Annotated in this window: 24 protein-coding genes and 1 pseudogene; 10 read left to right on the top strand and 15 right to left on the bottom strand. The window is 43.2% G+C overall.

Translation table 11 applies throughout. The features are described from left to right. Window positions 1–92: 92 nt before the first annotated feature. Entirely contained in the window at window positions 93–1,169 is a 1,077-nt protein-coding gene (locus H7F27_RS02715; protein ID WP_185848522.1) for a response regulator, read from the bottom strand. 179 nt (window positions 1,170–1,348) lie between these two features. On the opposite strand from H7F27_RS02715, the pseudogene H7F27_RS20780 reads away from it, so the two are divergent. Continuing rightward, window positions 1,349–3,235, top strand: a pseudogene (locus tag H7F27_RS20780) (ATP-binding protein); the annotation flags it as partial. Between the two features lie 228 nt (window positions 3,236–3,463). Further along, window positions 3,464–4,444 carry a histidine kinase gene (locus tag H7F27_RS20775; RefSeq protein ID WP_260627362.1) on the top strand — a complete coding sequence of 327 codons (981 nt, stop codon included), beginning with the start codon at window positions 3,464–3,466 and terminating at the stop codon, window positions 4,442–4,444. A gap of 55 nt (window positions 4,445–4,499) precedes the next feature. Here H7F27_RS20775 and mscL read toward each other — a convergent pair whose 3' ends face one another. After that, complete coding sequence (mscL, locus tag H7F27_RS02705) at window positions 4,500–4,892, bottom strand: large conductance mechanosensitive channel protein MscL (RefSeq protein ID WP_185848520.1); 393 nt, start codon at window positions 4,890–4,892, stop codon at window positions 4,500–4,502. Window positions 4,893–4,963: 71 nt separating this feature from the next. Next, window positions 4,964–5,389 carry a 3-hydroxyacyl-ACP dehydratase FabZ gene (gene fabZ, locus H7F27_RS02700; RefSeq protein ID WP_024123116.1) on the bottom strand — a complete coding sequence of 142 codons (426 nt, stop codon included), beginning with the start codon at window positions 5,387–5,389 and terminating at the stop codon, window positions 4,964–4,966. A gap of 193 nt (window positions 5,390–5,582) precedes the next feature. Between fabZ and H7F27_RS02695 the strand changes: the two genes are divergently transcribed. Continuing rightward, a complete protein-coding gene (locus tag H7F27_RS02695; RefSeq protein WP_024123117.1) occupies window positions 5,583–6,647 on the top strand; it encodes an aspartate phosphatase RapD in 1,065 nt (354 codons plus the stop codon). Between the two features lie 21 nt (window positions 6,648–6,668). On the opposite strand, the gene H7F27_RS02690 is transcribed toward H7F27_RS02695, so the two are convergent. From H7F27_RS02690 to H7F27_RS02670, 5 genes are all read right to left on the bottom strand, one after another. After that, window positions 6,669–7,478: a flagellar hook-basal body complex protein FlhP gene (locus tag H7F27_RS02690; protein ID WP_024123118.1), complete on the bottom strand. Its 810-nt coding sequence runs from the start codon at window positions 7,476–7,478 to the stop codon at window positions 6,669–6,671. A gap of 32 nt (window positions 7,479–7,510) precedes the next feature. Then, complete coding sequence (gene flhO, locus H7F27_RS02685; RefSeq protein ID WP_185848519.1) at window positions 7,511–8,323, bottom strand: flagellar hook-basal body complex protein FlhO; 813 nt, start codon at window positions 8,321–8,323, stop codon at window positions 7,511–7,513. 159 nt (window positions 8,324–8,482) lie between these two features. Then, a complete protein-coding gene (gene mbl, locus H7F27_RS02680; RefSeq protein WP_010332179.1) occupies window positions 8,483–9,484 on the bottom strand; it encodes a cell shape-determining protein Mbl in 1,002 nt (333 codons plus the stop codon). 178 nt (window positions 9,485–9,662) lie between these two features. Beyond that, entirely contained in the window at window positions 9,663–9,944 is a 282-nt protein-coding gene (gene spoIIID, locus H7F27_RS02675) for a sporulation transcriptional regulator SpoIIID (RefSeq protein WP_010332180.1), read from the bottom strand. Window positions 9,945–9,958: 14 nt separating this feature from the next. Next, the gene (locus tag H7F27_RS02670; protein WP_082687840.1) at window positions 9,959–10,069 is read right to left on the bottom strand and encodes a protein usd; all 111 of its coding nucleotides are present in this window, start codon (window positions 10,067–10,069) and stop codon (window positions 9,959–9,961) included. A gap of 224 nt (window positions 10,070–10,293) precedes the next feature. On the opposite strand from H7F27_RS02670, the gene H7F27_RS02665 reads away from it, so the two are divergent. Together H7F27_RS02665 and H7F27_RS02660 are read left to right on the top strand one after the other, a co-directional pair. Further along, a complete protein-coding gene (locus tag H7F27_RS02665; protein WP_185848518.1) occupies window positions 10,294–10,707 on the top strand; it encodes a MarR family winged helix-turn-helix transcriptional regulator in 414 nt (137 codons plus the stop codon). Between the two features lie 20 nt (window positions 10,708–10,727). After that, window positions 10,728–11,924, top strand: a complete 1,197-nt coding sequence (locus tag H7F27_RS02660; protein WP_044159669.1) for an MFS transporter — start codon at window positions 10,728–10,730, stop codon at window positions 11,922–11,924. Between the two features lie 90 nt (window positions 11,925–12,014). Here the strand turns inward: H7F27_RS02660 and H7F27_RS02655 are convergent, their stop codons facing one another. The 5 genes from H7F27_RS02655 to H7F27_RS02635 form a co-directional block, all read right to left on the bottom strand. After that, the gene (locus tag H7F27_RS02655) at window positions 12,015–13,424 is read right to left on the bottom strand and encodes a right-handed parallel beta-helix repeat-containing protein (RefSeq protein WP_185848517.1); all 1,410 of its coding nucleotides are present in this window, start codon (window positions 13,422–13,424) and stop codon (window positions 12,015–12,017) included. 95 nt (window positions 13,425–13,519) lie between these two features. After that, window positions 13,520–14,992 (bottom strand): allantoin permease, encoded by a 1,473-nt coding sequence (pucI, locus tag H7F27_RS02650; RefSeq protein WP_024123123.1) that lies wholly within the window; start codon window positions 14,990–14,992, stop codon window positions 13,520–13,522. A gap of 181 nt (window positions 14,993–15,173) precedes the next feature. Beyond that, entirely contained in the window at window positions 15,174–16,535 is a 1,362-nt protein-coding gene (locus H7F27_RS02645) for an MFS transporter (protein ID WP_101859826.1), read from the bottom strand. Beyond that, on the bottom strand, window positions 16,532–17,098 hold the full coding sequence (locus H7F27_RS02640) for an isochorismatase family protein (protein WP_101859825.1): 567 nt from the start codon (window positions 17,096–17,098) through the stop codon (window positions 16,532–16,534). The genes H7F27_RS02645 and H7F27_RS02640 overlap by 4 nt, the downstream gene beginning before the upstream one ends. A gap of 187 nt (window positions 17,099–17,285) precedes the next feature. Continuing rightward, the gene (locus tag H7F27_RS02635) at window positions 17,286–17,753 is read right to left on the bottom strand and encodes a hypothetical protein (protein ID WP_101859824.1); all 468 of its coding nucleotides are present in this window, start codon (window positions 17,751–17,753) and stop codon (window positions 17,286–17,288) included. Between the two features lie 282 nt (window positions 17,754–18,035). Here H7F27_RS02635 and amtB point away from each other — a divergent pair, with 282 nt between their 5' ends. The 3 genes from amtB to bcrC all read left to right on the top strand — a co-directional run bounded on the left by amtB (window position 18,036) and on the right by bcrC (window position 20,376). Next, window positions 18,036–19,250, top strand: coding sequence for an ammonium transporter AmtB (gene amtB, locus H7F27_RS02630; protein ID WP_024123127.1), 1,215 nt, complete (start codon window positions 18,036–18,038; stop codon window positions 19,248–19,250). Window positions 19,251–19,261: 11 nt separating this feature from the next. Then, the gene (locus H7F27_RS02625; RefSeq protein WP_010332189.1) at window positions 19,262–19,612 is read left to right on the top strand and encodes a P-II family nitrogen regulator; all 351 of its coding nucleotides are present in this window, start codon (window positions 19,262–19,264) and stop codon (window positions 19,610–19,612) included. A gap of 182 nt (window positions 19,613–19,794) precedes the next feature. Beyond that, a complete protein-coding gene (bcrC, locus tag H7F27_RS02620; RefSeq protein WP_024123128.1) occupies window positions 19,795–20,376 on the top strand; it encodes an undecaprenyl-diphosphate phosphatase BcrC in 582 nt (193 codons plus the stop codon). 36 nt (window positions 20,377–20,412) lie between these two features. Here bcrC and H7F27_RS02615 read toward each other — a convergent pair whose 3' ends face one another. Then, complete coding sequence (locus H7F27_RS02615) at window positions 20,413–20,835, bottom strand: VanZ family protein (RefSeq protein ID WP_185848516.1); 423 nt, start codon at window positions 20,833–20,835, stop codon at window positions 20,413–20,415. Window positions 20,836–20,944: 109 nt separating this feature from the next. Further along, window positions 20,945–21,817: a stage II sporulation protein SpoIIQ gene (spoIIQ, locus tag H7F27_RS02610; RefSeq protein ID WP_024123130.1), complete on the bottom strand. Its 873-nt coding sequence runs from the start codon at window positions 21,815–21,817 to the stop codon at window positions 20,945–20,947. 134 nt (window positions 21,818–21,951) lie between these two features. On the opposite strand from spoIIQ, the gene H7F27_RS02605 reads away from it, so the two are divergent. After that, a complete protein-coding gene (locus tag H7F27_RS02605) occupies window positions 21,952–22,449 on the top strand; it encodes a GNAT family N-acetyltransferase (RefSeq protein ID WP_024123131.1) in 498 nt (165 codons plus the stop codon). Continuing rightward, window positions 22,446–22,964, top strand: a complete 519-nt coding sequence (locus H7F27_RS02600) for a DUF5362 family protein (protein WP_024123132.1) — start codon at window positions 22,446–22,448, stop codon at window positions 22,962–22,964. Before H7F27_RS02605 ends, H7F27_RS02600 begins: the two co-directional genes overlap by 4 nt. Window positions 22,965–22,970: the final 6 nt, after the last annotated feature.

The raw sequence follows: 22,970 nt of genomic DNA, 5'->3' as shown, positions 1-22,970 counted from the left end.
AGGGCCTTCCCTTTAGGTGTCATGTACAAAAAAAACCAGTGTGCATCGAAAGGCAATCGACACTCACTGGTTTGGATAAGTTTTCTGCTTCTTTAATTAATCTGATCTTTCATTTGTTTGTAGCGCTGATATTCCTTTATCGCCTCTTCTACCTTCCCGTTTTTGTTAAATATCTGCATTTTGCATTGCATAATTTTATGATCGAAAGGTTCAATTTTCTCAACCTGCAGACAAATGTCCATCGCTTGACTGTAGTTCATTTCATGCATGAAAAAATCAATCAATTCATATGCCTTGCCGATCCACAGTTGGGCAAGACGCGTTTTTTCCGGTTCTGCCCACAAGTAGCCGTACTCCATAAAGTAATGGTTTTCGTATGACATTAACATATCCATGTGCTGGTGTAAGGTAGATGTATTAAGCGGCGGAGCCTCTTTTAGTGACCTTTCCCATTCAACAACATCAATTTTTACTCCTGAAAAACGAAGAATATACCCTGTTTCGGTTTTCTCGATTGATTGGCCGAAAGGAACCTGTCCGATTAATTTCCGTATTTGGTAAATGGTTGAGTAAAGCTGGGTGCTTGCTTTTGAAACATCATAGTTGGGCCAAAAAAGGTCGATTAACAGGTCTTTACTGACGACACGTCCTTGATTTTGAAGTAAAAAAGCATAGATTTCACGCGCCTTGGACGTTCTCCATTTGACCGGTATGTTTGTCTTGACGCTATTTAAGGTTTGATAAAACTGCAGGCTTCCAAAACATTGAATGAAATAATGCGCCTCGGTATTTTCTGCAGGTGCCCTGAGCTTGTTATTCGTTCTGATACGTTCAACTGTTGTCTCAAGCCGCTTGTAAATGACAGGCTTCAGCAAATAATCAATGGCATTCAGCTCAAACGCTTTGATAGCAAACTCATTATAAGCCGTGATAAAAACGACTTGGACGTTTTCATTCTGCGCTTGAATCGCTTCAGCAAGCTCAATGCCATTTATTCCGGGCATTTCAATATCAAGAAACACCGCATCTATAGCAGGAATCGCCGCATGCTCCAGAGCTTCAATCGGATCTTGAAATGCCGTAATAGATTGAAAGGCGTTTGTCCGTTCAAGCATATTCTTAAAATGAAGCAATGCCAGATGCTCATCATCAACAATTAACGCGTTCAAAAACACATCCCACCCTATATGTAAAATCGAGATATTAGTAAATATCTTCTATTATATCATGCCAAATAGCCCCTTTAATTGGATTCTTTTTCTTTCTATTGTAGCTTTTGAAAGTTTGCATTTACAATATTTATAAAAAATAGGAATGTAGAATGATCCTATTATAAAGGAGCATTGATATGAAAGAAAAATTCATTTTCATTTCAATTATTTTCGGTTATGCCGCTTTTTTTATGGCTTTTATAGCGATTGATCATTTTTCTGGATCAACACTTCCTGAAGCAAAGCATGGGGTCATGAACTTGGAGAACTGGGATTTTCAGAAGGATGGGAATGTACAGCTGAACGGAAAGTGGACATTATATCCAAATCAGATTTTATCGCCAAATGAGATTGCTTCAGCAAAAGGAAAAGATCCCCTCTTCGTTGATGTTCCCAGTAATGTGAAGCTGGCCAAGCAAGGTATCAACGTGGATTACGGAACGTACAAGCTGACGATCAGATCAAAGCTAGACAATCAGGTTTTCGGGATCAGCACGTCGTTTATTTACAGTGCAAATCGCATTTATTTTAATGGACAAACCATAGGGCAAAGCGGCAGCCCCTCAAATAAGCCTGATTTTACAGCACAAAACAGACCGTATACGAGCTTTTTTTCGCTTCACAAGGGTGATAATGAACTTGTCGTACAGTTTTCGAACTTCGGAAAAACACCGGGGTGGGGAATCGCAAAGCCGATTACCTTTGGAACCCAGGACCAAATAGTGCGTGAAAACAAAATTTCCTTTCTTAATGATACGGTCATGATGACGGCATTTTTCATTACCGGATTATATTTTCTGGGCTTTTACCTGCAAAGAAAAAAGGATAAACATTTGCTGTTTTTTTCTGTTATGTGCCTCCTGTTTTCATTCATTATTCTGATGATCGGAAAAGAGCGGATTATATTCCTCCTCTTTCCGTCCATTTCATTTTCATTGTTAAATTCAATGAGGGCAATCTCAACTGTGTTTGTCAGTATAGCGGTTTTTCTCTATCTCTATTTCGCTTACAGAGAGATTGTGTCAAAACGTTTTATTCTCATAGCCACTGTTTCTTGCGGGCTGGTCTTGATCATAGATTTTTTAACCGTTGGGTTTATTGGCCACTCCTCATACATATTACATTCCGTGCTAGCCGTTTCGACCCTGGTTTATATCACATATATTTTTACGATCGCAGCGATCCGCAAAATGGAAGGAAGCCTGTATCTGACAATCGCTTCTATATCAATGAGTGCTTTTGTCATTTTAACGACCATCTCCGCTTACACAGGAAAAACGGCTTTTTCTTTTAATTCGATCTACTCATTGCCGACAGTCATTGCGTTGCTGGCGATTGTTCTTCTCATGGCACAGCAGTTTGCCGGTGCATTCCGCGAAAATGAAGTGCTGTCGTGGAAATTACTGAGGGTTGACCGGCTGAAGGATGAGTTTATAGCGAAGACATCGCATGAATTTAAAACACCGCTGAACAGCATTATTAATATATGCCAAACGTTGCTGGCCGGCAAAGGGAAAAGAACGATAGAAGAAGAGAAAGAAAACATGCAGCTTGTTATCCGCATGGGTTATAGGCTGTCCAATCTGGTAAATGACATCCTGGATTTAGAAAAAATAAAGCAAGGCATGCTTCAGATTCACCCGGTTCCTGTTGATATTTATACTTTAGTTTGTTCCGAAATGAATTTCTACAATCTCTTATCAAGACATAAAAACTTAAATATTAAGAATGTTATTCCAGATGATCTTCCTTTAGTGCTCACAGATGAAAACCGTTTTCGTCAAATATTGACCAATTTAGTAGACAATGCAATCAAGTATACAGCGGAGGGTCAAATTACACTTTCTGCTTCAAAGCTGAACGATAACATGATCAAGGTGACAGTTACCGATACCGGAAGCGGCATTTCCAAAGCCGATCGCCAAACCATTTTTGAGTCTTTTCAGCAAGCAGAAACGAATAAAGACGACGGAGCCGGTCTTGGCCTTAGTATTGTCAAACAGCTGGTCCAGCTCCAAAACGGAGACATTTGGGTTGAATCAGAAGAGGGAAAAGGTTCGGCGTTCCATTTCACATTGCCCATTGTCCATCATGAATCTGTGCCCGAAACCAAAACAAGTCTTCCAGAATTACAGTCCGGGCTAGAGAAGTCAGGTATCTCTTTAAGCACGCCCTATTACTCTGAGAAAATTGACGCTCCAACCATTCTGATTGTGGATGATAACATTGACAGCTTGAAAATTTTAAGCGATATGCTTGAAGGTGTCCCCTACAATGTAATTGCTGCAAAAAACGGAACGGAAGCATTAGAAGTGGTTTCTTGCACGAAGCTTGATTTGGTGATTCTGGACTTAATGATGCCGGATATGACTGGTTTCGAAGTCTGTACGAGAATTCGTGAACGATTCAGTATGGTCGATCTTCCGGTTCTCATCATTACAGCAGCCATTATCGGCCATGACAAATACAAGGCTTTTCATTCCGGAGCGAATGACATTTTGCAAAAACCTTATCATTACTCTGAATTTATGGCGCGTATCAAAAACCTGATTATGATGAAGCATACAGCAAATCAAGCCACAAGAATGGAGATGGCTTTTCTCCAGTCGCAAATTAAGCCTCATTTTCTTTACAATGTATTAAACACAATTATTTCACTCAGTCATTTGGATATTGAAAAAGCGCGAGAGATAACAGCTGAATTTACTAACTATTTAAGAATGAGTTTTGATTTCCAAAATACATCAGCCATCAGTTCATTCAGAAACGAGCTTTCTATTATCAATTCCTATCTCTCCATAGAAAAGACGCGCTTCGGCGATCGGCTGGACATTCTTTTCGATATAGACAAAGACATTGACTTCATCCTTCCGCCTTTAATGATTCAGCCATTGGTGGAGAATGCAGTTCATCATGGCGTCAGCAAGAAAAGAGGCGGTGGATGGGTCAAGCTGACAGTTAAAAAACAAAGCGGGAATGAGTATTACATTAGAGTAGAGGACAACGGCGTCGGTATGCCTCCGGAACAACGAGAAGATCTCCTATCCTCCGATTTCGATCGCAGCGTCGGATTAAAAAATATCAACCAGCGGCTGAAACATTTTTGCGGAAGTGAATTGAAGATCAAAAGCACCCCGGATGTCGGCACCTCTGTTTCGATGCTTATTCATCTTGCTGAAACAATAGAAAGCCCCGAAACATTAAACGAAGTGAAGGGCCCAGAACTGACCTGAAAGAGAACTCTCCCTTTCCAAACAAAAAGACCGCCGTTTTAAACGGCAGTCTTTTTTATTCCGGTGACCTTGTTTGCTGCTTCAGCAGATCTCTGATTTCTTTCAGCAGCTCTTCTTGCGCATCCGCCGCTTCCGCCTCAGCCTCTTCTTCCGCTTCTTTCTTACGCTTCAATTGATTCAAAGTCCGAATCACAATAAAAATAGAGAACGATATGATTAAGAAATTTACAATGGTTTGAATGAAGCTGCCGTATTTGACGACCGCATCACCGAATGTAAAGGACAGCCCCGAAAAATCAAGCCCTCCCAGAAGCAAGCCAACTATAGGCATAATGATATCATTAACGAGCGATGTGACGATCTTACCGAACGCGCCCCCTATTACAACACCAATCGCAAGGTCAACAATGTTCCCGCGCATGGCAAAGGTCTTAAACTCTTTCCACATACAATCACCTGCTTTTTTTGTTTTGAAAGAAAAAAAGACAAATGTGCCGCTGCCCATCTGTCTCTTTTCACTTACTCGCCGAGGGCAAAAGTCAGTTCAACTTCGCAAACCACTTCGCCGTCAACTTTGGCAACGCCTTTTCCGCGCCCGATTGTGCCTCTCGCACGAGTGATTTCCACCTCAAGGTGAAGCTGGTCACCAGGTTTCACTTGTTTTTTAAACCGGCAATTGTCAATGCCTGCAAAAAACGCCAATCTGCCGCGGTTTTCTTCTTTAATCAGCATCGCAACAGCCCCGACTTGAGCAAGCGCTTCTACAATTAATACGCCGGGCATTACCGGATACTGTGGAAAATGTCCGTTAAAGAACTCTTCATTAGCAGTTACATTTTTATAGCCTTTTGCCCGTTTGCCTTCTTCAACTTCCGTAATCCGGTCTACGAGCAAAAACGGATAGCGGTGAGGAATAATTTCTTTAATTTGCTGAGTATCAAGCATTCTCTTGACATCTCCTTCATCTGCGTTAGTATGTATAGCAATCATTTATGATCTAATCTGTACATTTGAAAAGTATATTATGAATTAACCTCTTTTTCAACCGGCGCCCAAAGTGTAACCAACTGTCAATGAGAGCCGTCAAAAGTTGTGATATGATAATTATAGATTTTACCATTAGCAAAGAGGTAGGAAAATGATTTCGAAGTTGATTGAAAAAAGAATTCAAAAAATGTTAGACGAGTGGTATACCGCTATTGGCAAACGTAAAATGGATGACGCAGCAGCACTTAAAGAGAAAATCGACCAGCACCTTCCGAAACTTAAAAAGAACACAAAACTTTGGATGCGTTATCAATTGTTCTTCGCACGCCACCAGCTCCTTTTTGAAAACCAGGACGGGATGGATTCATTATTCCATGAGTTATATGAACAGGAAGACAAAATGGATGATGAATTGAAATATTATCTGCATTTTTTCTCAGGATTATATGAAATGGTCAAAACCGCTCCGAAGCATGCGGTGAATGGTTTTAAAAAAGCTGAGCAGTACCTGCACGCGATTCAAAACGCATTTGAAGCCGCTGACTTTTATTATCAAACCGCCGGCGCCTATTACTTGATGAAATCACCGCCGCTTTCCATCCAATATGTTGAAAAAGCATTAAATATCTACTTGCATCAATTCGGCTATGTCAAAAAGGTGATCAGCTGCAAACTGCTCCTCGCTGTAAACTATATTGATCAAGAGCGCTATGATGAGGCTGAACAGCTTTTCAAAGAAATCATCAGGAAAACCCAGCAGGTAAATGATGATAATCTGCTGTGTCACGCTTATTATAATTTGGGCTTTTTAAAAGCAACCGAAAAGAAGGACCATGAAGCGCTTCTCTACTTTAAAAAGGTATTGAAGAATCATGAATTTGAAACCAATTCTCCAGTATCCTATCTGCACTGTGTGTATGAATCCGTCAGAGCTCTTTTTAAAACAGAAAAGATCTCAGAAGGAAAAGCGGTTTTGCAAAAAGGGAAAGAATTATCTGAAAAGGTAAACATTCAAACAATTCAATTGAAACTAAAAACACTTGAAGCGCTCTATACGTCTGCTGAAGATCCTTATGATACCTTGCTTGAATATGTGCTTGAATTAGAAAAAATCGAAGCTTGGGTGGATTTAGAGGTGCTTTTGGAGGACATCACGGAATACTACAAAAAAAAGGACGATTTCGAAAAAGCCGCCTTTTTTATTATGCGCGGCTGATTGAAAACGCCCATCTTTCGATTATCTGACAGAATTAATCAAACCGAGCATCTGATCACCCATTGTGATCGTTCTGCTGTTCAGCTGATAAGAACGCTGAGACGCAATCAAATCTGTCATTTGCTTAGAAATATCCACATTTGACATCTCAAGTGCACCCTGCTGCATGCCGATGTTTTGTCTGTTTGCGCCATTCAGCTCTTCAAAGGCTGCCGCATTATCAATGGAGAAAAGATTATTTCCTTCGGATTTCAGCTCTTGAGGATTGTTCACTTGGACAACACCGAGATTAAACCGCTGCACCGTATTCCCGTTAGATGCGGTTAAGGTCCCGTTTTCATTGATCGTGATTTTTTTCATTGAGCTGTCTATGTTTACTGCATTGCCGTTTTCATCAAGCACGGGATGACCGTTGCCTGTCACGAGCTGAAGCTGGTTGGCATTATCAGCGGAAGGCGATAAATAAAGCGCTCCGTCCCTCGTATATTGGCGATTGCCATTCACGTTAACCTGGAGGTATTGGTAAGGAGACGTAAAAGCGATATCCAGATCGCGCTCCGTCTTCTTAATGCTTCCTTGATCGGATACGAGCCGTGAATTCATCATCGCTCCGACGCCAAGGCGCAAGCCGGGCGGCGTTTTTCGGGATTGTGCCACTTCTTCATTTTTTTCATCAACCTGATCGAATTGCTGTCTGACGAGCTCAGAGAAATTCGTATCCTTAGCCTTATAGCCGGTTGTGTTGCTGTTGGAAAGGTTGCTGCTGATTGTATCAATCTGCTGCTGCAGCTGGTTTAAGGTTGTTGATGCCGTTAGCATTGACCTGAGCATAGTTGATGTCCCCCGTTTTTTCTTCCGTTATCTTATATTTTTCCGATTTCATTGGCTGCTTTGTCCATACTTTTGTCGTACGCCTGAATGACCTTCTGGTTTGCTTCAAACGATCTGTACGCTTCAGTCATTTCTGTATAGGCGCTCGTCACATCAACATTCGAAAGCTCGGAAACGCCTTGTTTTAATGAATAGGATACTTGGTTATTGCCAGCCGCACTCGGCAGGTCATTTCCGTCAGCCGTGCTGTACAAATCATTGCCATCTTTTTTTAGATTTCTGACGTCCTCTGCCATTCTGACATCAATCTGTCCGGCTGTTCGTCCGTTCGCAGTAACAGTACCGTTTTCAGACACAGTGAAATTTTCATTATCGACCGTAATCGGCTGTCCTGTCGTGGATAAAATGGTATTTCCGTTGATTGTCAGCTGATTGTTTTCATTTAAAGAAAACGTGCTGCTTTTGGAATAACGGATACCATTCGCCGTTTGAACCGGATAAAAAAGGGCCGCATTTTCATTTGTTTCTGCATTTACCGGAACTTGATTTTCAATCAATGTGATGTCTGTAGGCTGATCCGTCGACTTAAGGCTTCCCTGTGTGAAAAGAGGCTTAAGCTCCTGCATATACACACCGGTGTTAACGGAACCGATTTCTGTTTTCGATGTGCCGGCCGGAGATTTTGCTTCAATTCTGCTGAGAAGCATCTCAGGGAACGCACGCATCGAGCCTTGTTCTGCTTTATATCCGGATGTATTTGCGTTTGCAATATTATTTGAAAGCATTTCCGTTCTGCGCTGCTGGGCAATCATTGCGGATGTTGCGGTATATAATCCTTTTAACAAGTTTTCCACCTCTAAAATGGCATTTTTTCCAGTTGTCATGCAGGAACATTCGTTCTATAATTCAAATAAGTATTTTATCCTATTATCGGCATTTCTCATCAATTCGTGAAGAGTTTTCATAAAAAAACCCCATTCTTTTTCAGAATGAGGTTTGATTGATCAGCTTAGTTTGCGTTTAGGAAGCTTGTCCATATTATCAAGCATAACACCTGTGCCGACCGCCACACAATCCATTGGATTTTCAGCGACAAGCACCGGAACCTTCAGCTCTTCAGCGAGCAGCTGGTCGAGGCCGTTTAAGAGCGCGCCCCCGCCGGTAATGATAACGCCGCGGTCAATGATATCAGCGGACAGTTCAGGCGGTGTTCTTTCAAGCACTTGTTTCGCTGCCTGCACAATAACAGCTACAGATTCACGAAGGGCTTCTTCTACTTCTTTGCTGTTTACTGTAATTGTTCTTGGAAGACCGGAAACCATGTCCCGTCCGCGAATGGAAATTTCTTCGTGACGTGCGTCTGGGAAAACTGTTGCGACTTTAATCTTAATATCTTCCGCAGTACGTTCGCCGATCAGCAGCTTGTACTCGCGTTTGATGTAATTTAAGATTTCCATGTCAAACTTGTCCCCAGCCATTTTAATAGAAGAGGAGGTGACAATATCGCCCATTGAGATGACTGCGATATCCGTCGTCCCGCCTCCGATGTCTACAACCATGTTACCGCTCGGCTGGAATATTTCCATACCCGCGCCAATAGCGGCAACTTTCGGTTCTTCTTCAAGGTACACATGTTTACCGCCGCTTTTTTCAGCAGCTTCTTTGATTGCTTTTTGCTCAACTGATGTGATATTCGTCGGGCAGCAAATAAGCATGCGCGGTTTTGAGAACAGGCCTTTTACGTTCAGCTTGTTAATAAAATGTTTCAGCATTGCTTCTGTTACTTCAAAGTCAGCAATAACTCCGTCTTTCAGCGGGCGAATCGCAACAATATTCCCAGGTGTACGTCCAACCATTCGTCTTGCCTCTTCGCCAACCGCCAGCACTTTGCCGCTGTTTTTATCAAGTGCAACTACGGAAGGTTCATTCAGAACAATTCCTTTACCTTTAACATGGATCAGTACATTTGCAGTACCGAGGTCAATACCAATATCCCTTGCAAACATCTATTTATATCCTCCTTGAAAATCTGTTTCACAGTAAATATCCACATTGTGCCCTAATTATATATATTATCATAAAATATAGAAAAAAAGTTGGAAGCACATTAAGTTCTTTACAAATTTTTGCGGATGATCTACAAACGATTTCCGGAAGACAATGCAGTTGATTTGTCCTAAGTGATTATGGCTGGCGAACGGGCTCTCCTTCAAGAATTTCATCCTTTTTATACTTGAGTTTTGTTGCTTCTCCTCCTCTTAAATGCCTGATGGATTTATGATAATCGAGTATTTCTTTCACTTCGTTTGCCAAGTCAGGATTGATTTCAGGCAGACGCTCTGTTAAATCCTTGTGTACTGTACTTTTGGAAACACCAAATTCCTTCGCAATGACACGAACGGTTTTCTTTGTCTCCACGATGTACTTTCCTATCTTGATTGTTCGCTCTTTGATGTAATCGTGCACACCACTCGACCTCCCTAAAATGGATGTGAGAAGTGTGAAATGAGATCCGTATTCTGTAAAGAGTCATTCATTATGCAGCTTCTTTGTTGTATGGTTTTAAAAGTAAGTTTGTGAAATATGCCCACGATCCCTCACCTCAAACACTCTCTTTGTTAGGTTTGTAACAGTGTATTAGCATTCTTGTGGGAATATGCTAAAAACTCAATAAGGACAAGGGGTGAAACGAACTTTTCAACTTCCGCTAATTATTTCGCGTCACTAAATTTATATCTTTACATCCTTTCATCGCTCCTGTAAAATGAAAAAAGCAATTAGTTACTTAGGTAAGTTTTTTTAGAAGGAGACCGAAATGACCTACGTCAACAGACACCTCATTCATCAAATCAACCAAAGCGCCCGCCTGATTGCCAAAAAAGCCAATGAACAGCTGGAGCCATTCGGCCTTTACTCATCTCAATGGTCAATTTTATATTGTTTGCGTACGATCGGACCAATGACTCAAAAGGAGATTTGGTCCTATTTAAATGTGGAAGCGCCAACCGTGACCCGGACGATCAAACGCCTTGAAGAAAACGGATGGGTACAGAGACGGCAAGGTGAAGACAAACGGGAAAAACTCGTTGTCCTCACAAAAGAAGCAGAGAAAAAATACGAAGAAATCAATCTGAAAATGCTTAAATTTGAGGAAGAACTGCTTGCAGATTTCCGTGATGAAGATAAAGAAGCGTTTTCTCATTTATTTCGTTTGTTTTTACAACAATGAATTAAGGAAGTGACATACATTTGAAAAAGTCTGAACCGATTTGGACCAAAGATTTTATTATGGTCGTTCTCGTGAACTTGTTTGTTTTTGTGTTCTTTTATACATTTTTAACTGTTCTGCCTATCTATATGATGCAGGAGCTGGGAGGTACTGAATCTCAGGGAGGGCTGTTGATCAGTCTGTTCTTGTTATCCGCCATTTTCACACGTCCTTTTTCAGGAGCTATTATAGAACGGTTTGGGAAAAAGAGAATGGCGATTGTATCGATGGCGATTTTTGCCCTTTCGTCTTTTCTTTACCTGCCAATCCATAACTTCTATCTGCTGCTTGGATTGCGGTTCTTCCAAGGAATCTGGTTCAGTATTTTAACCACTGTAACCGGCGCGATCGCAGCGGATATCATTCCAGTTAAACGCCGCGGCGAAGGGCTTGGATACTTTGCCATGTCTATGAACCTCGCAATGGCTATCGGTCCGTTTCTCGGATTGAGCCTGGTGAAAATTGTGCCTTTCTCTGTCTTCTTTACAATTTTTGCAGTGTTTATGATTGTCGGGCTGTTTGTTACATTACTCATTAAAGTGCCAAACAGCATCAGCAGCGGAACGACTGTATTCCGCTTCTCTCTGTCGGATATGTTTGAAAAAGGCGCGCTTAAGATTGCGATTGTAGGGTTGTTTATATCATTCTGTTATTCAACAGTTACGGCATTTTTGTCCGTTTTTGCTAAGTCTATTGATCTATTAAATGTCAGCGGCTACTTCTTTGTATGCTTTGCCGTTACGATGATGGTCGCGCGTCCGTTTACAGGCAAACTGTTCGACAAAGTCGGACCGGGGATTGTGATTTACCCTTCAATCCTGATTTTCTCTGTCGGACTTTGCATGCTTGCCTTTACGCACAGCAGCTGGATGCTGCTATTATCCGGAGCGGTGATCGGGCTCGGATACGGCTCAATCGTGCCGTGCATGCAAACGCTGGCGATACAAAATTCACCGGCACACCGTTCAGGATTTGCGACAGCGACGTTCTTTACGTTCTTTGACAGCGGAATTGCCGCTGGATCGTATGTGTTCGGATTATTCGTTGCTTCCGCTGGCTTCTCATCTATTTACTTAACAGCGGGTCTATTTGTTCTGATTTCTCTTCTCCTCTATGCATGGAGCCAGAAAAAAACGGCTGTCGCCGAACCTGAAGGAAAAGTGTCGATTGCAGAATAGCTTGTCAGACTGCCGGAGTTTGCCGGCAGTCTTTTTTTGCATAAAAAAACGGCATTCTGCTCCGTTGAACGGAATAGAATGCCGCTTCTTTCATGATTCAATAATCGGACGCGCAGGTGAATCCGGATCTAATGTAAAATCAAAAGACTCTTCGTCACGATACATCGGATCTGCATAAATAGAACCGACATCATTTTTCGTTGCTTTTTGATAAGATGAAAACGAGTCGTATTCAGTCTTTTTCCACATCCATAAGCCGTCCTTACCTGCTTCCTTATGGTAAACGTTATGATTGACTGTATTTCCTTCATTGGTTTTAAATTCGTTGGCAATAAACAGCCTTGAATCACTTGCTGTCATGATGTTCTTTTCTATTACGTTGTTTTTTGTATCGTGCTGCAGCAATAGCTGTCCGCCATACAGCTCTTTTGTATCGTTGCGGAAAATAATGTTGTGAGCAATCACAGAACCGGTGGTGCCGCCACGCTCTTTGTCATATCCGCCGATTGAAATACCCGTGTACGCATTCTGGTACACTTTGTTGTCGGTAATGTTTATATCCTCAGCATATTTTCCTTTGTGCTCAGAGGTTGCTTCAATACCGATATCATTTCTGTAAACCATGTTTTTCCTTATGTCAATATTGCGTCCTCCGTCGACATATATTCCGCCCGCTGAGTACTCATCTCCATAAGCAGGATTTCCGAAAGTTGAATGATGATAGACAGTATTGTTTTCTACGACGCCGTTTCGAACATAATCGTTTTGATCTGCCGTTCCTTCATATCCGATAAGATCGATGCCAATATTGTTATTATCACGGACCAGATTGCCTGCAACCGTAAAGCCGTCAATGTTTCCGTTCAGCACAACCGCTTCACTCGCTCCGAGTGTCAGCTTTTCAACGGTATTATCCGTAATCTTAATGTCTTTCATGCTTCCCGTCCCATAAACCGCAATTCCGTGGGCATTGCCCTCGTCCGCCGTTGTTTTTATATTCCGAACATGATTATCCTTAATCGTGATATGGCTGCTGGATCCAGTCACATAAATTCCCATGGCGGTTGCTTCTTCAGATGAAACAGAGAGATTCTCAATCGTTAAACCGCTGATTGTGATGTAATGTTTATTGTCTATGCGGATTAACGGCGTTTCATATTCTGCGCTCGTCATCGATTTCCCGGTAATGATTGCTTTCTCGTTCTGATAGCTTCGAAACGTGATAGGCTTTCCATCCGCGCCGCTATGCTTCACATCAAGCGGTTCATCATACGTGCCTTCCCGGATGATTACGGTTGTTCCGGCAACAGCTTCCTTAGCGGCATGCGCAAGTGTACGAAATGGCTTTGTTTTCGTCCCTTCATTTTGATCATTGCCGTCAGGAGAAACATATAAGCAGTTCACTGAGTCTTGTTCATTTGCTGCCGTCTTATCATAGGTTAAAGCGATAATAACAGCAGTTAAAACGGCTGCCGCAGAAATAAAAAATGATATTTTCATATTGGATTCTCATTTCTATTTAGAATGGATTTTCTTATATCATTATAAGTTATCCATTTATGGAAAACCATCTCAAATTTCACCTGCATAAGTTCTTATTCAGCTCGACGCACCTGCCCAGAATCATACTTTCCAATAGCCGATGATATCGGCGGGTGAATCCGCATCAGAGCAATATAGACAAGAAATGATGTCAGCACACCTACAAACCATGAGATGTCATATAAGCCTTTTAATGCGGGGACATACATTCCGATTAATGAGATCAGTGCGCCTAAAAGCGTGGCTGCGAATGCCCGGTAGTTATACCCTTTAAAATACACATACCGTCCGGTTTCGGAATAAAGGTCATCAACTGAGAGCTCCCGCTTGCGAATGATAAAGTAATCAGCCATCATGACGCCCGCCACCGGACCGAGCATGCCGCCGATTAAACCGAGAAACGCATAAACGCTGGTTGCGCTCTCCATGAGTTTCCACGGAACCGTAAATAAAGCGAGCAGGGCTGTAATAAAGCTGCCTCGTTTAAAATTAATATATTTCGGCAAAGCATTCGCAATATCATAAGCCGGAGAGACGATGTTTGCTGCGACATTAACTGATATGGTGGCAATACAGAGTGTAATCACAGATAATACGATGACATAAGGATTATCAAACCTCGCTAAAATATCAACCACGTCCCAAATCGGTTCGCCGAAAGCAACCTGCGAACCGGAGGTCACCGTAATACTGGCAAACGCAAATAATGCGAAGGTTCCCGGCAAGCCGTAAAACTGGCCTTTAATCTGCTCTTTTTGCGTTTCAGCAAACCGTGTAAAATCAGGTATGTTTAAAATTAACGTCGCCCAAATGCCGATAATGCCGGTGACTCCGGCAGCAAACGGCCAAAATGTTTCTGAAAACGTATGAAATTTTCCAGGCTGCGAATAGATGGGCCCGAGTCCTCCGGCTATATCGACCGCCCACCATACCATGCCGCCAAACACCACATATACTAAAGGACCTGCCCATACCTCGAAACGCTTAATTGATTCCATGCCGTGATGCAATACGAGTAAATGCACAGCCCAAAAGAATACGAAAGAGAGGAAACCAGACAAGTGAATGCCCAGAATATTCCACTCCCCGCCAATCTCTCCCCAGCCGGGCCACATATTTAACAGCAAAATATTCAGCGCCGTGCTTCCGGCAAAGGTTTGAATGCCAAGCCACATAATGGCTGTAAAAGCCCTCAGAAGCGCCGGAATGTTTGCGCCGTAAATTCCATATGAAGCCCGGATAATCACAGGAAACGGCAGCCCGTATTTTGTCCCTGCATGCCCGTTTAAGGCGAGTGCGCCAAACAAAATAAGCGAGGCCGTAATAATGATCGCCATCACCTGCCACGGTGAAAGCCCGATTGCAATTAATCCGCCCACTGTCGCGTAGGTCGGTATATTATGTATGCACCCCATCCAAATCGAGGCAAAGTTTATTGCTTTCCAAGTGCGTTTTTCCTGCCCTAAAGGCAGCAGATCCTCATTGCTCAGCCTGTTTGATTGCTGCTGACTCTCTTTTAACTCCATAGCCGGCTCCCCTTTCAGCATTGTCTATCTTCCGTTATATGTATTGTTTTCTAACATGATATGTTACGTAATATAACTGAAAAGTCAGATAAATACATTGGCTATGATACACAATCCTTTTATTCATTTTTGAGCATCCTAAACAAGAAAAAGAGACAGACTCGCATATCTGTCTCTTTTCTCATGTTCTTGTTTTCATTAAGGCGGTGAATCTCAAAGCCATAAAGAGACTCAATGCGCCTACAGCAATAAGGATCATTCCCATGATATCAAAATGAGCCGCTGTAATCTCTTTACCGAACAGAAGGCCCAGAATCACGGAGGATAAAATTGAGCCGAGGTAACGGCAGGTTTGGAACAGGCCCGAGGTGGTTCCCACCATGTCTGAAGGGCTCGTTTTCAGCATCGCCGCCTGAAGCGCCACGTTTCCAAGTCCGTAACCGATGCCGAGAAGCGACAGGATCAAGCCTTTCCCGATGACCGGAACGCTGATAAAAAAGACCGTTAAGAGTACAGCGCCAGCCGTCATCAGAAGCGCCCCCGCCAAAATCGGCTTGATGACTCCCGATCGGTCAATCCACTTGCCTGTAATGGGCGATACAGCGATGCTCATTCCTGACATGAACAGCATAAACAGACCGCTCGTTTGGACAGAAAGATGCATTTCATCCTGAAAATAACTCGGCAGGCCGAAAAATAAACAGTAGAAGAATACATTGAGTAAAATAAACTGAACGTATACCGCTGACAGGCTTCGCTGCGTTTTAAACAAACGGACATCAATAAACGGCTTCTCCGTTTTCAGCTCACGCCAGATAAATGCGACAAGCAGAATGACACCAATCACACCTTCTGACGCATGCGGGGATGTGCTGAATGAAAGCAAAAAGGACAGGAGCAAAATGATCCCGCCGGCAAACAAAAGGATTCCCGGAACATCTAGCTGCCGGATAACCGCTCTGATCCCCACCCCTTTTTTCTGATCCTTCGGGAACATATACATCCCGAATAGGAAGCTGAGGATAATAAACGGCAGATTGACGATAAAAATCGCCGGCCAGCCGCCCCAGACAATCAAAAAGCCGCCGACTGTCGGCCCCAGCGCCGTCATTGCAGATGCAAATATGGACAGCACCGCCATGGCTGAAGCCTGGCGCTCATGTATGTGATTTCGTATCAGCCCGACTCCCGACGGATAAATCGCACTGCTCCCCACCGATTGAAACAGCCGCATGACCAGTAATGTCATAAAGGTTGGCGCAAGCGGCGCCCCGATGGCGGAAACCGCCACAAGAATAAGCCCATATAAAAACAACCTTTTCCGCCCAATCAAATCGCCAAGCTTTCCCGTCACAGGCTGGGCCACAGCACTCGCCAAATAGAAAGAGGAGATCAGCCAGGAAACCGTCGTAAACGACAGGCGAAACTCATGCTGGATGCTGTGGAGCGCCAGAGAAATCATAGACGAGTTCAGCGGATTCAGCATCGTTCCTGAAGCTACCGCCGTTAAAAAGACAGCACGGCTCTTTTTTGATATTTTCATTTCACTTGAGATAAAAATTCTTCTGTTGTCCGCGATTTACCGATTCTCGGAAAAATAAAGCGCAGTGTGGCTTCATGCTCATCCTCACTGAACGTGGACATCGCGTCGGTAATAAAAATCTGCTGATAGCCAAGCTGAAAGGCCTCGCGAGCCGTACTTTCCACTCCGATATTTGTGGCAATGCCGCACAGTACAATCGTATCAATGCCGCGGCGTCTCAGCTGCAAATCTAAGTCCGTGCCGAAAAATGCGCCCCACTGGCGTTTGGTCACTATGTAATCTCCGTCCTGCACACCGATTTCCGGAACAAATTCCGCCCAATCCGCCGGCATTTCACCTGAACCTTCCTGCGCCTGTTCATCCGTTTCCGGCTTTAGCGCATCTACTCCGTCATGGAAGGCTACATTCACAAAGCTGATAAAGCCGTTATGCTTTCGGAATTCGTCAACAAGTTTTTTCGCATTCGGAACAACCTGTCCGCTTTTGTCTATTGGCACAATTCCTTTTTGCAGATCAATGATAACCAATGCTGTGTTTTGAAAAACAATGGTAAGTGTGTTCATTTTGCGTTTCCTCCTGATGCTGGTTAGTGTTTCTCACATCCCATATTTTACTCTCACTTCACATGAATTCTTGCATGACGCTTGTGAAGTTCTCAGGAGAAGCGCTTATCTCACGATTTTTCTTTTATATAAAAATAAAAGGTGGTGCATACAAACATACCGGCAAGCACTGCGATCATAAAAGGTGTCATAGCTTCATCACCTGCCTGCCGTTAATCGGCTGCTGATTAAACATGCCCATAAATTTGCGGCGGTCAATCCAAAGCAGAATCAAACACATGATCATTAATATCGTACTGAGATCCTGCACGCCAATATCAAAACAATAGTTAATCATGACGATGTTCACAATAATCGGCATAAATACAACGGCACCTAACGCAGATGTTCTTGGAATCAACAGCAAAACTGCAGCAATGATTTCTCCAAAGCCTATAAATACTTCATAGACATGAGAATAACCAAAAAATGTCCACGCAATTGTAAATCCCTTTCCCTTTCCCACCGCAGCTGCAATTTCAGGTGTTGCTCCCCCAAACTGCCCCATGACCACTTTCGCCAGGCCGTACACAACAAAATTAAAGGCCAAAAACAACCGGAATGTCGCCGGAATGGACTTTCTTAACGCTCTCAGCAGCCTGCTGCCTTTATTCATATCGCATCCCCCCTTAATGTATTATATCAACTAGTACACTTAATACACTATATATAATTCTATTTATTGTCAATTCCCTTTTTTCTCATAAAAACAGAATTATTTTATAGACATAAAGTCTTGTATGGCAAATAGCGTTTTTTCTTTCTTCGCCCGCATCGATAACACACACTAAAAAACATGTTAGGAAATCTCACATGAAAATGTTTTATCATTCTTTTTTCTCTATAATGAAGAAATATAATAATTGCTTTTATTCTGAAAGATACGGAGGAATGAGACATGCAAATGGGCGATACAGTATTTATGTTCTTTTGCGCTTTACTCGTGTGGCTGATGACCCCGGGGTTAGCGTTATTTTATGGAGGAATGGTAAAAAGCAAAAATGTGCTGAGTACAGCAATGCACAGTTTCTCTTCCATCGCCATCGTTTCCATCGTTTGGGTGCTGTTCGGATATACACTTGCCTTCGCACCAGGCAATTCAATCATTGGCGGACTGGAGTGGGCAGGTCTGAAGGGGGTCGGATTTGATCCGGGTGATTACAGCGACACGATTCCCCATTCATTATTTATGATGTTCCAAATGACGTTCGCGGTTCTGACAACTGCTATCATTTCCGGGGCTTTCGCAGAGCGGATGCGATTCGGCGCTTTTCTTTTATTCTCGGTTTTATGGGTTTCATTGGTTTACACGCCGGTTGCTCACTGGGTATGGGGCGGAGGCTGGATCGGCCAGCTTGGCGCACTTGATTTCGCGGGCGGAAACGTTGTTCATATTTCTTCCGGGGTGGCCGGCCTTGTTCTGGCTATCGTGCTCGGCAAACGGAAAGACGGCACAGCGTCTTCTCCGCATAACCTCATTTACACCTTCTTGGGAGGCGCCCTGATTTGGTTCGGCTGGTTCGGTTTTAACGTCGGCAGCGCCCTGACATTAAACGATGTGGCCATGTACGCCTTTATTAATACAAACACGGCAGCTGCAGCGGGGATTGCCGGCTGGATATTGGTTGAATGGATCATCAACAAAAAACCGACGATGCTCGGCGCGGTATCAGGAGCGATCGCAGGACTTGTGGCCATTACGCCGGCGGCCGGGTTTGTCACACCGTTTTCTTCCATTATCATTGGCATCATTGGCGGAGCGGTTTGTTTCTGGGGTGTCTTCTCGCTGAAACAGAAATTCGGATATGATGACGCACTTGACGCCTTTGGCCTGCACGGCATCGGCGGCACATGGGGCGGCATCGCGACAGGATTGTTCGCAACAACTTCAGTCAACTCCGCTGGTGCAGATGGTTTATTCTACGGGGATGCAAGTTTAATCTGGAAACAAATTGTAGCGATCGCCGCAACTTATGTTTTTGTATTTATTGTCACATTCGTTATTATTAAAATTGTAGGCCTCTTCCTTCCCCTACGCGCAACCGAAGAAGAAGAATCACTCGGGCTTGATTTAACAATGCACGGGGAAAAAGCATATCAAGATTCTATGTGAGGAGTGACGCTATGAGCGGTCAAATGTTCAAGGTAGAAATTGTAACGCGTCCGGCAAATTTTGAAAAGCTGAAGCAGGAACTCGGAAAAATCGGAGTCACCTCTCTGACCTTCTCCAATGTTCACGGCTGCGGGCTTCAAAAAGCACATACGGAGCTTTATCGAGGGGTAAAAATAGAAAGCAATGTATATGAACGGTTAAAAATCGAAATCGTGGTCAGCAAGGTTCCTGTTGATCAAGTAACTGAGACCGCTAAGCGGGTTCTGAAAACGGGATCACCGGGTGACGGTAAAATCTTTGTCTATGAAATCGGCAATACGATTAATATCCGCACCGGCGAAGAAGGACCTGAAGCGCTGTAATATCGTTAAGAGATTCGGACACTCCGGATCTCTTTTTTTGCGAACAGAAAAAACCCCCAGAAACCGTGGTACCCATTCGAATCCTCTTCAAGCACCATGATTTCAGACAATCTCTATTTTTATTTGAAACTTTTTCTGAGTAAGATGAGTCTACTTAATATAAAAATGTAAAAGGTGATTATTTGAATTACGAAATATTTAAAGCTATCCATGGATTATCTCATCACAATTCTGTTCTCGATTCCATTATGGTTTTCATAACGGAATACGCGATCGTTGCCTATGCGCTTATCTTATTGGTGATGTGGCTGTTCGGGAACACACAAAGCAGAAAGAACGTGCTTTACGCAGGAATTACAGGAATTGCGGGTCTTGTGATTAATTTCTTGATTACACAAGTTTATGTTGAACCACGCCCTTTCGTCGCTCACACAGTGCATACGCTGATTCCGCACGATGCAGATGCTTCTTTTCCGAGTGACCACACAACGGGAGCGCTGGCTATTTCGATTGCAATGCTTTTCAGAAACCGTAAAATCGGCTGGCCGCTCGTCATCTTCGGGCTTTTGACCGGTTTTTCACGAATTTGGGTGGGACATCACTATCCGGTAGATGTGTTGGGCAGCCTTGTTGTCGCGATCATTATCGGGTTCCTGTTCTTTAGATTTTCAGATCTTCTTCGCCCGTTCGTTGATTTCATCGTTCGAATCTATGAAGCGATTATCAACAAGATTACGAAAAAACCAACCGATCAAAATTTCTAAGCAAAAAAGCCGGCCTCTGAATGCAGAGCGCCGGCTTTAATATTTTTCATACACCTCATGTTTATTCCGCTTTGCGATAACAAATAATCTAAGAAACAGGGCAATCCCAACACTGTCAATGAGCACATCCCGGATACAGCCGTTTCTGCTGAAGAAAAGCTGAATGATTTCCGTAAAAACGGCAAACACGAATGCTCCGGCCGAGGCCCATTTTATACAGCTCCATTGCTTCCAGAACAAATATATCAGCACGAAGAAAGAAAACGCGTGCCCGATTTTTTGAATTACAGCTTCAGGCGTGGTCAGCTGAGTAAAATCCATGTCTAAAAATTGGTATAGATCAGGATGCGGATGAAAGTGAAATGCCACTGTCTGCGACATCACCATATCACTGAAGCTTTCTGTACAGACAGAGAGTAAAATGAAGAAGATCCAGCCTGCGAGTAATAGACGATGCATAAAAACAGCCTCCTTTCCAGCGGCATCTTGTGCATGTAAATACATAGACGGCACAGTGAAACAAAAAGTAACAAAAAAACGCCTATCACACCGATAGACGTTTTCTTCATTAGGACTGTTCAGTGCCTTCTGTTGTGCTGCTTTCTTTGGAACCTGATTTGTCAGTTGAATCATCCGTTTTGTCCTCGGATTTTTCGTCAGTTCCTTTTTCAGTCGAACCATCCTTTTTTTCTGATGATTGCTGAATGGATTCTTCTGTTTCCTCAGTTGCAGCTTTTTCTTCTGCAGCTGCCGCTTTTTCAATAGAAGAAACCGGCTTGTCCATAAAGTTCAGCGGGTTCATAGCAACTCCGTCTTTACGGATTTCAAAGTGTACGTGGTTGCCGCTTTCTTCGCTGTAAAGGTTCTTGCCAGACTTTCCGATGACCTGGTTTTGCTTCACCTTGTCGCCTTGCTCAACACCTACTTCAGAAAGTGATTGATACACAGTAGATAACCCATCAGCATGTTCGATTTCCACAACATATCCCAGCACTGGATCTTTTTCAGCTTTCACAACCGTACCGCTTAGAGAAGCAGAAACATCGAAATCTTTTCCGTCTTTCTCAGCTAAGTCAATTCCTTTGCTTAGGCTGTACGTGTTATTATAGGTAACGAGTGCTGCTTCTTTTTCTTCTTTTGCGGCATCAGTTTCATAGAACTTTTTCACAACAGAAACGTTTTCAGAATCAACAACCGGCATTGCGACATTTTCCATAGACTTTCCTACTTCAACTGCATCGTCGTTGTTGTCATACGCGGAGCTTCCGCCGTTATCAGCTAACTGATCCTTTACCTCATCATTTGATACAGATTGATACCAAAGGACAGCTGTTAAAATGACGGCCGCACTGACTAAGTAAATTGCAGGGAACACCCAGCGTTTACGAAAAAACTGCTGAAGTTTTTTGACTTGAGAAGTTTTCTTTTCTTCCTCTCTCATTGTTTCATCACCTCAGCAACATTCTGAACACTTTTCTGAAAATATATACATCGATACAAAAAACTTTTTTAGATATAGTTTGTGCAGGCTGATAAGAAAATATGTAATTTTTTTGAGAGGAGAACAAGATACGTATGAACTTAACATTACGTCTTGCTGAAAAAAAGGATATAGAAGCGGTTGTAGCGATTTATAACTCTACGATTGCCTCGCGAATGGTAACAGCCGATACTGAACCGGTAACTCCGGAAGACCGGATGGCATGGTTTTTGGGACATACAGACGAACGGCCGCTGTATGTTGCTGAGGATGAAAACGGGGACGTGGCTGCCTGGATCAGCTTCGAAAGATTTTACGGCAGGCCTGCTTATAATAAAACAGCCGAGATCAGCATATACATTCATGAATCATGCCGCGGCAAAGGCGCCGGAACGCATTTGCTTCAGGAAGCGCTCCGCATCGCGCCGGAGCTTGGCATCCGCTCGCTTATGGCCTTCATTTTCGGACATAACAAGCCTAGCCTAAAGCTGTTTGAAAAGCACGGTTTCAAGGAATGGGGGTTATTCCCCGGTATTGCCGAAATGGACGGCAAGCGATATGACTTAAAAATATTAGGGAGAGAGCTATCATGATTAGTCTTGATAAAGATGAAAACCATATTGAAAATCATCACGAAGAAAACAGCGTGACCGAGCAGGAGAACAACAGCACAGAGGGCGAAAAACGAGAACTGAGCGCTGCTGCCGTCAAATCGCTTTCAGACATTGCAAAGTGGGGCAAAATAACAGGAATTCTTTTGATTGTCATGGGCGCGCTGGCTGCCCTGTCGGCTTTAATGACAGTCATAGGCGCTATTCCAGGCGTTCTGCTCATTATTTCAGGCGTATTTCTGATGCGGTCGGCAAAATCAGCCAAAGAGGCGAGCGGAAATCTGACCGGCAGTGCGGGTGAAAGCATGCTGGAGAACTACGGAAAATTTATTAAAATGCAATTATTCTACGCTGCATCAAGTATCGCCGCAGGCCTTATCGGAATCATACTGCTTATTTTCTTCCTCGTATTTGTCGGCATCGCCGCTTTTGAGGATATGGATACGTATGAAGACCCGGATTCCTATTATTATGAAGATGAGCCCGTATTTGAATAAAAAGAG

This window comes from Bacillus sp. PAMC26543, assembly GCF_014250375.1.
In the GTDB taxonomy this organism is placed as follows: domain Bacteria; phylum Bacillota; class Bacilli; order Bacillales; family Bacillaceae; genus Bacillus; species Bacillus halotolerans.
Note: the sequence above shows the minus strand (reverse complement) of the source record. Positions and strands in the feature narration are given on the sequence as shown.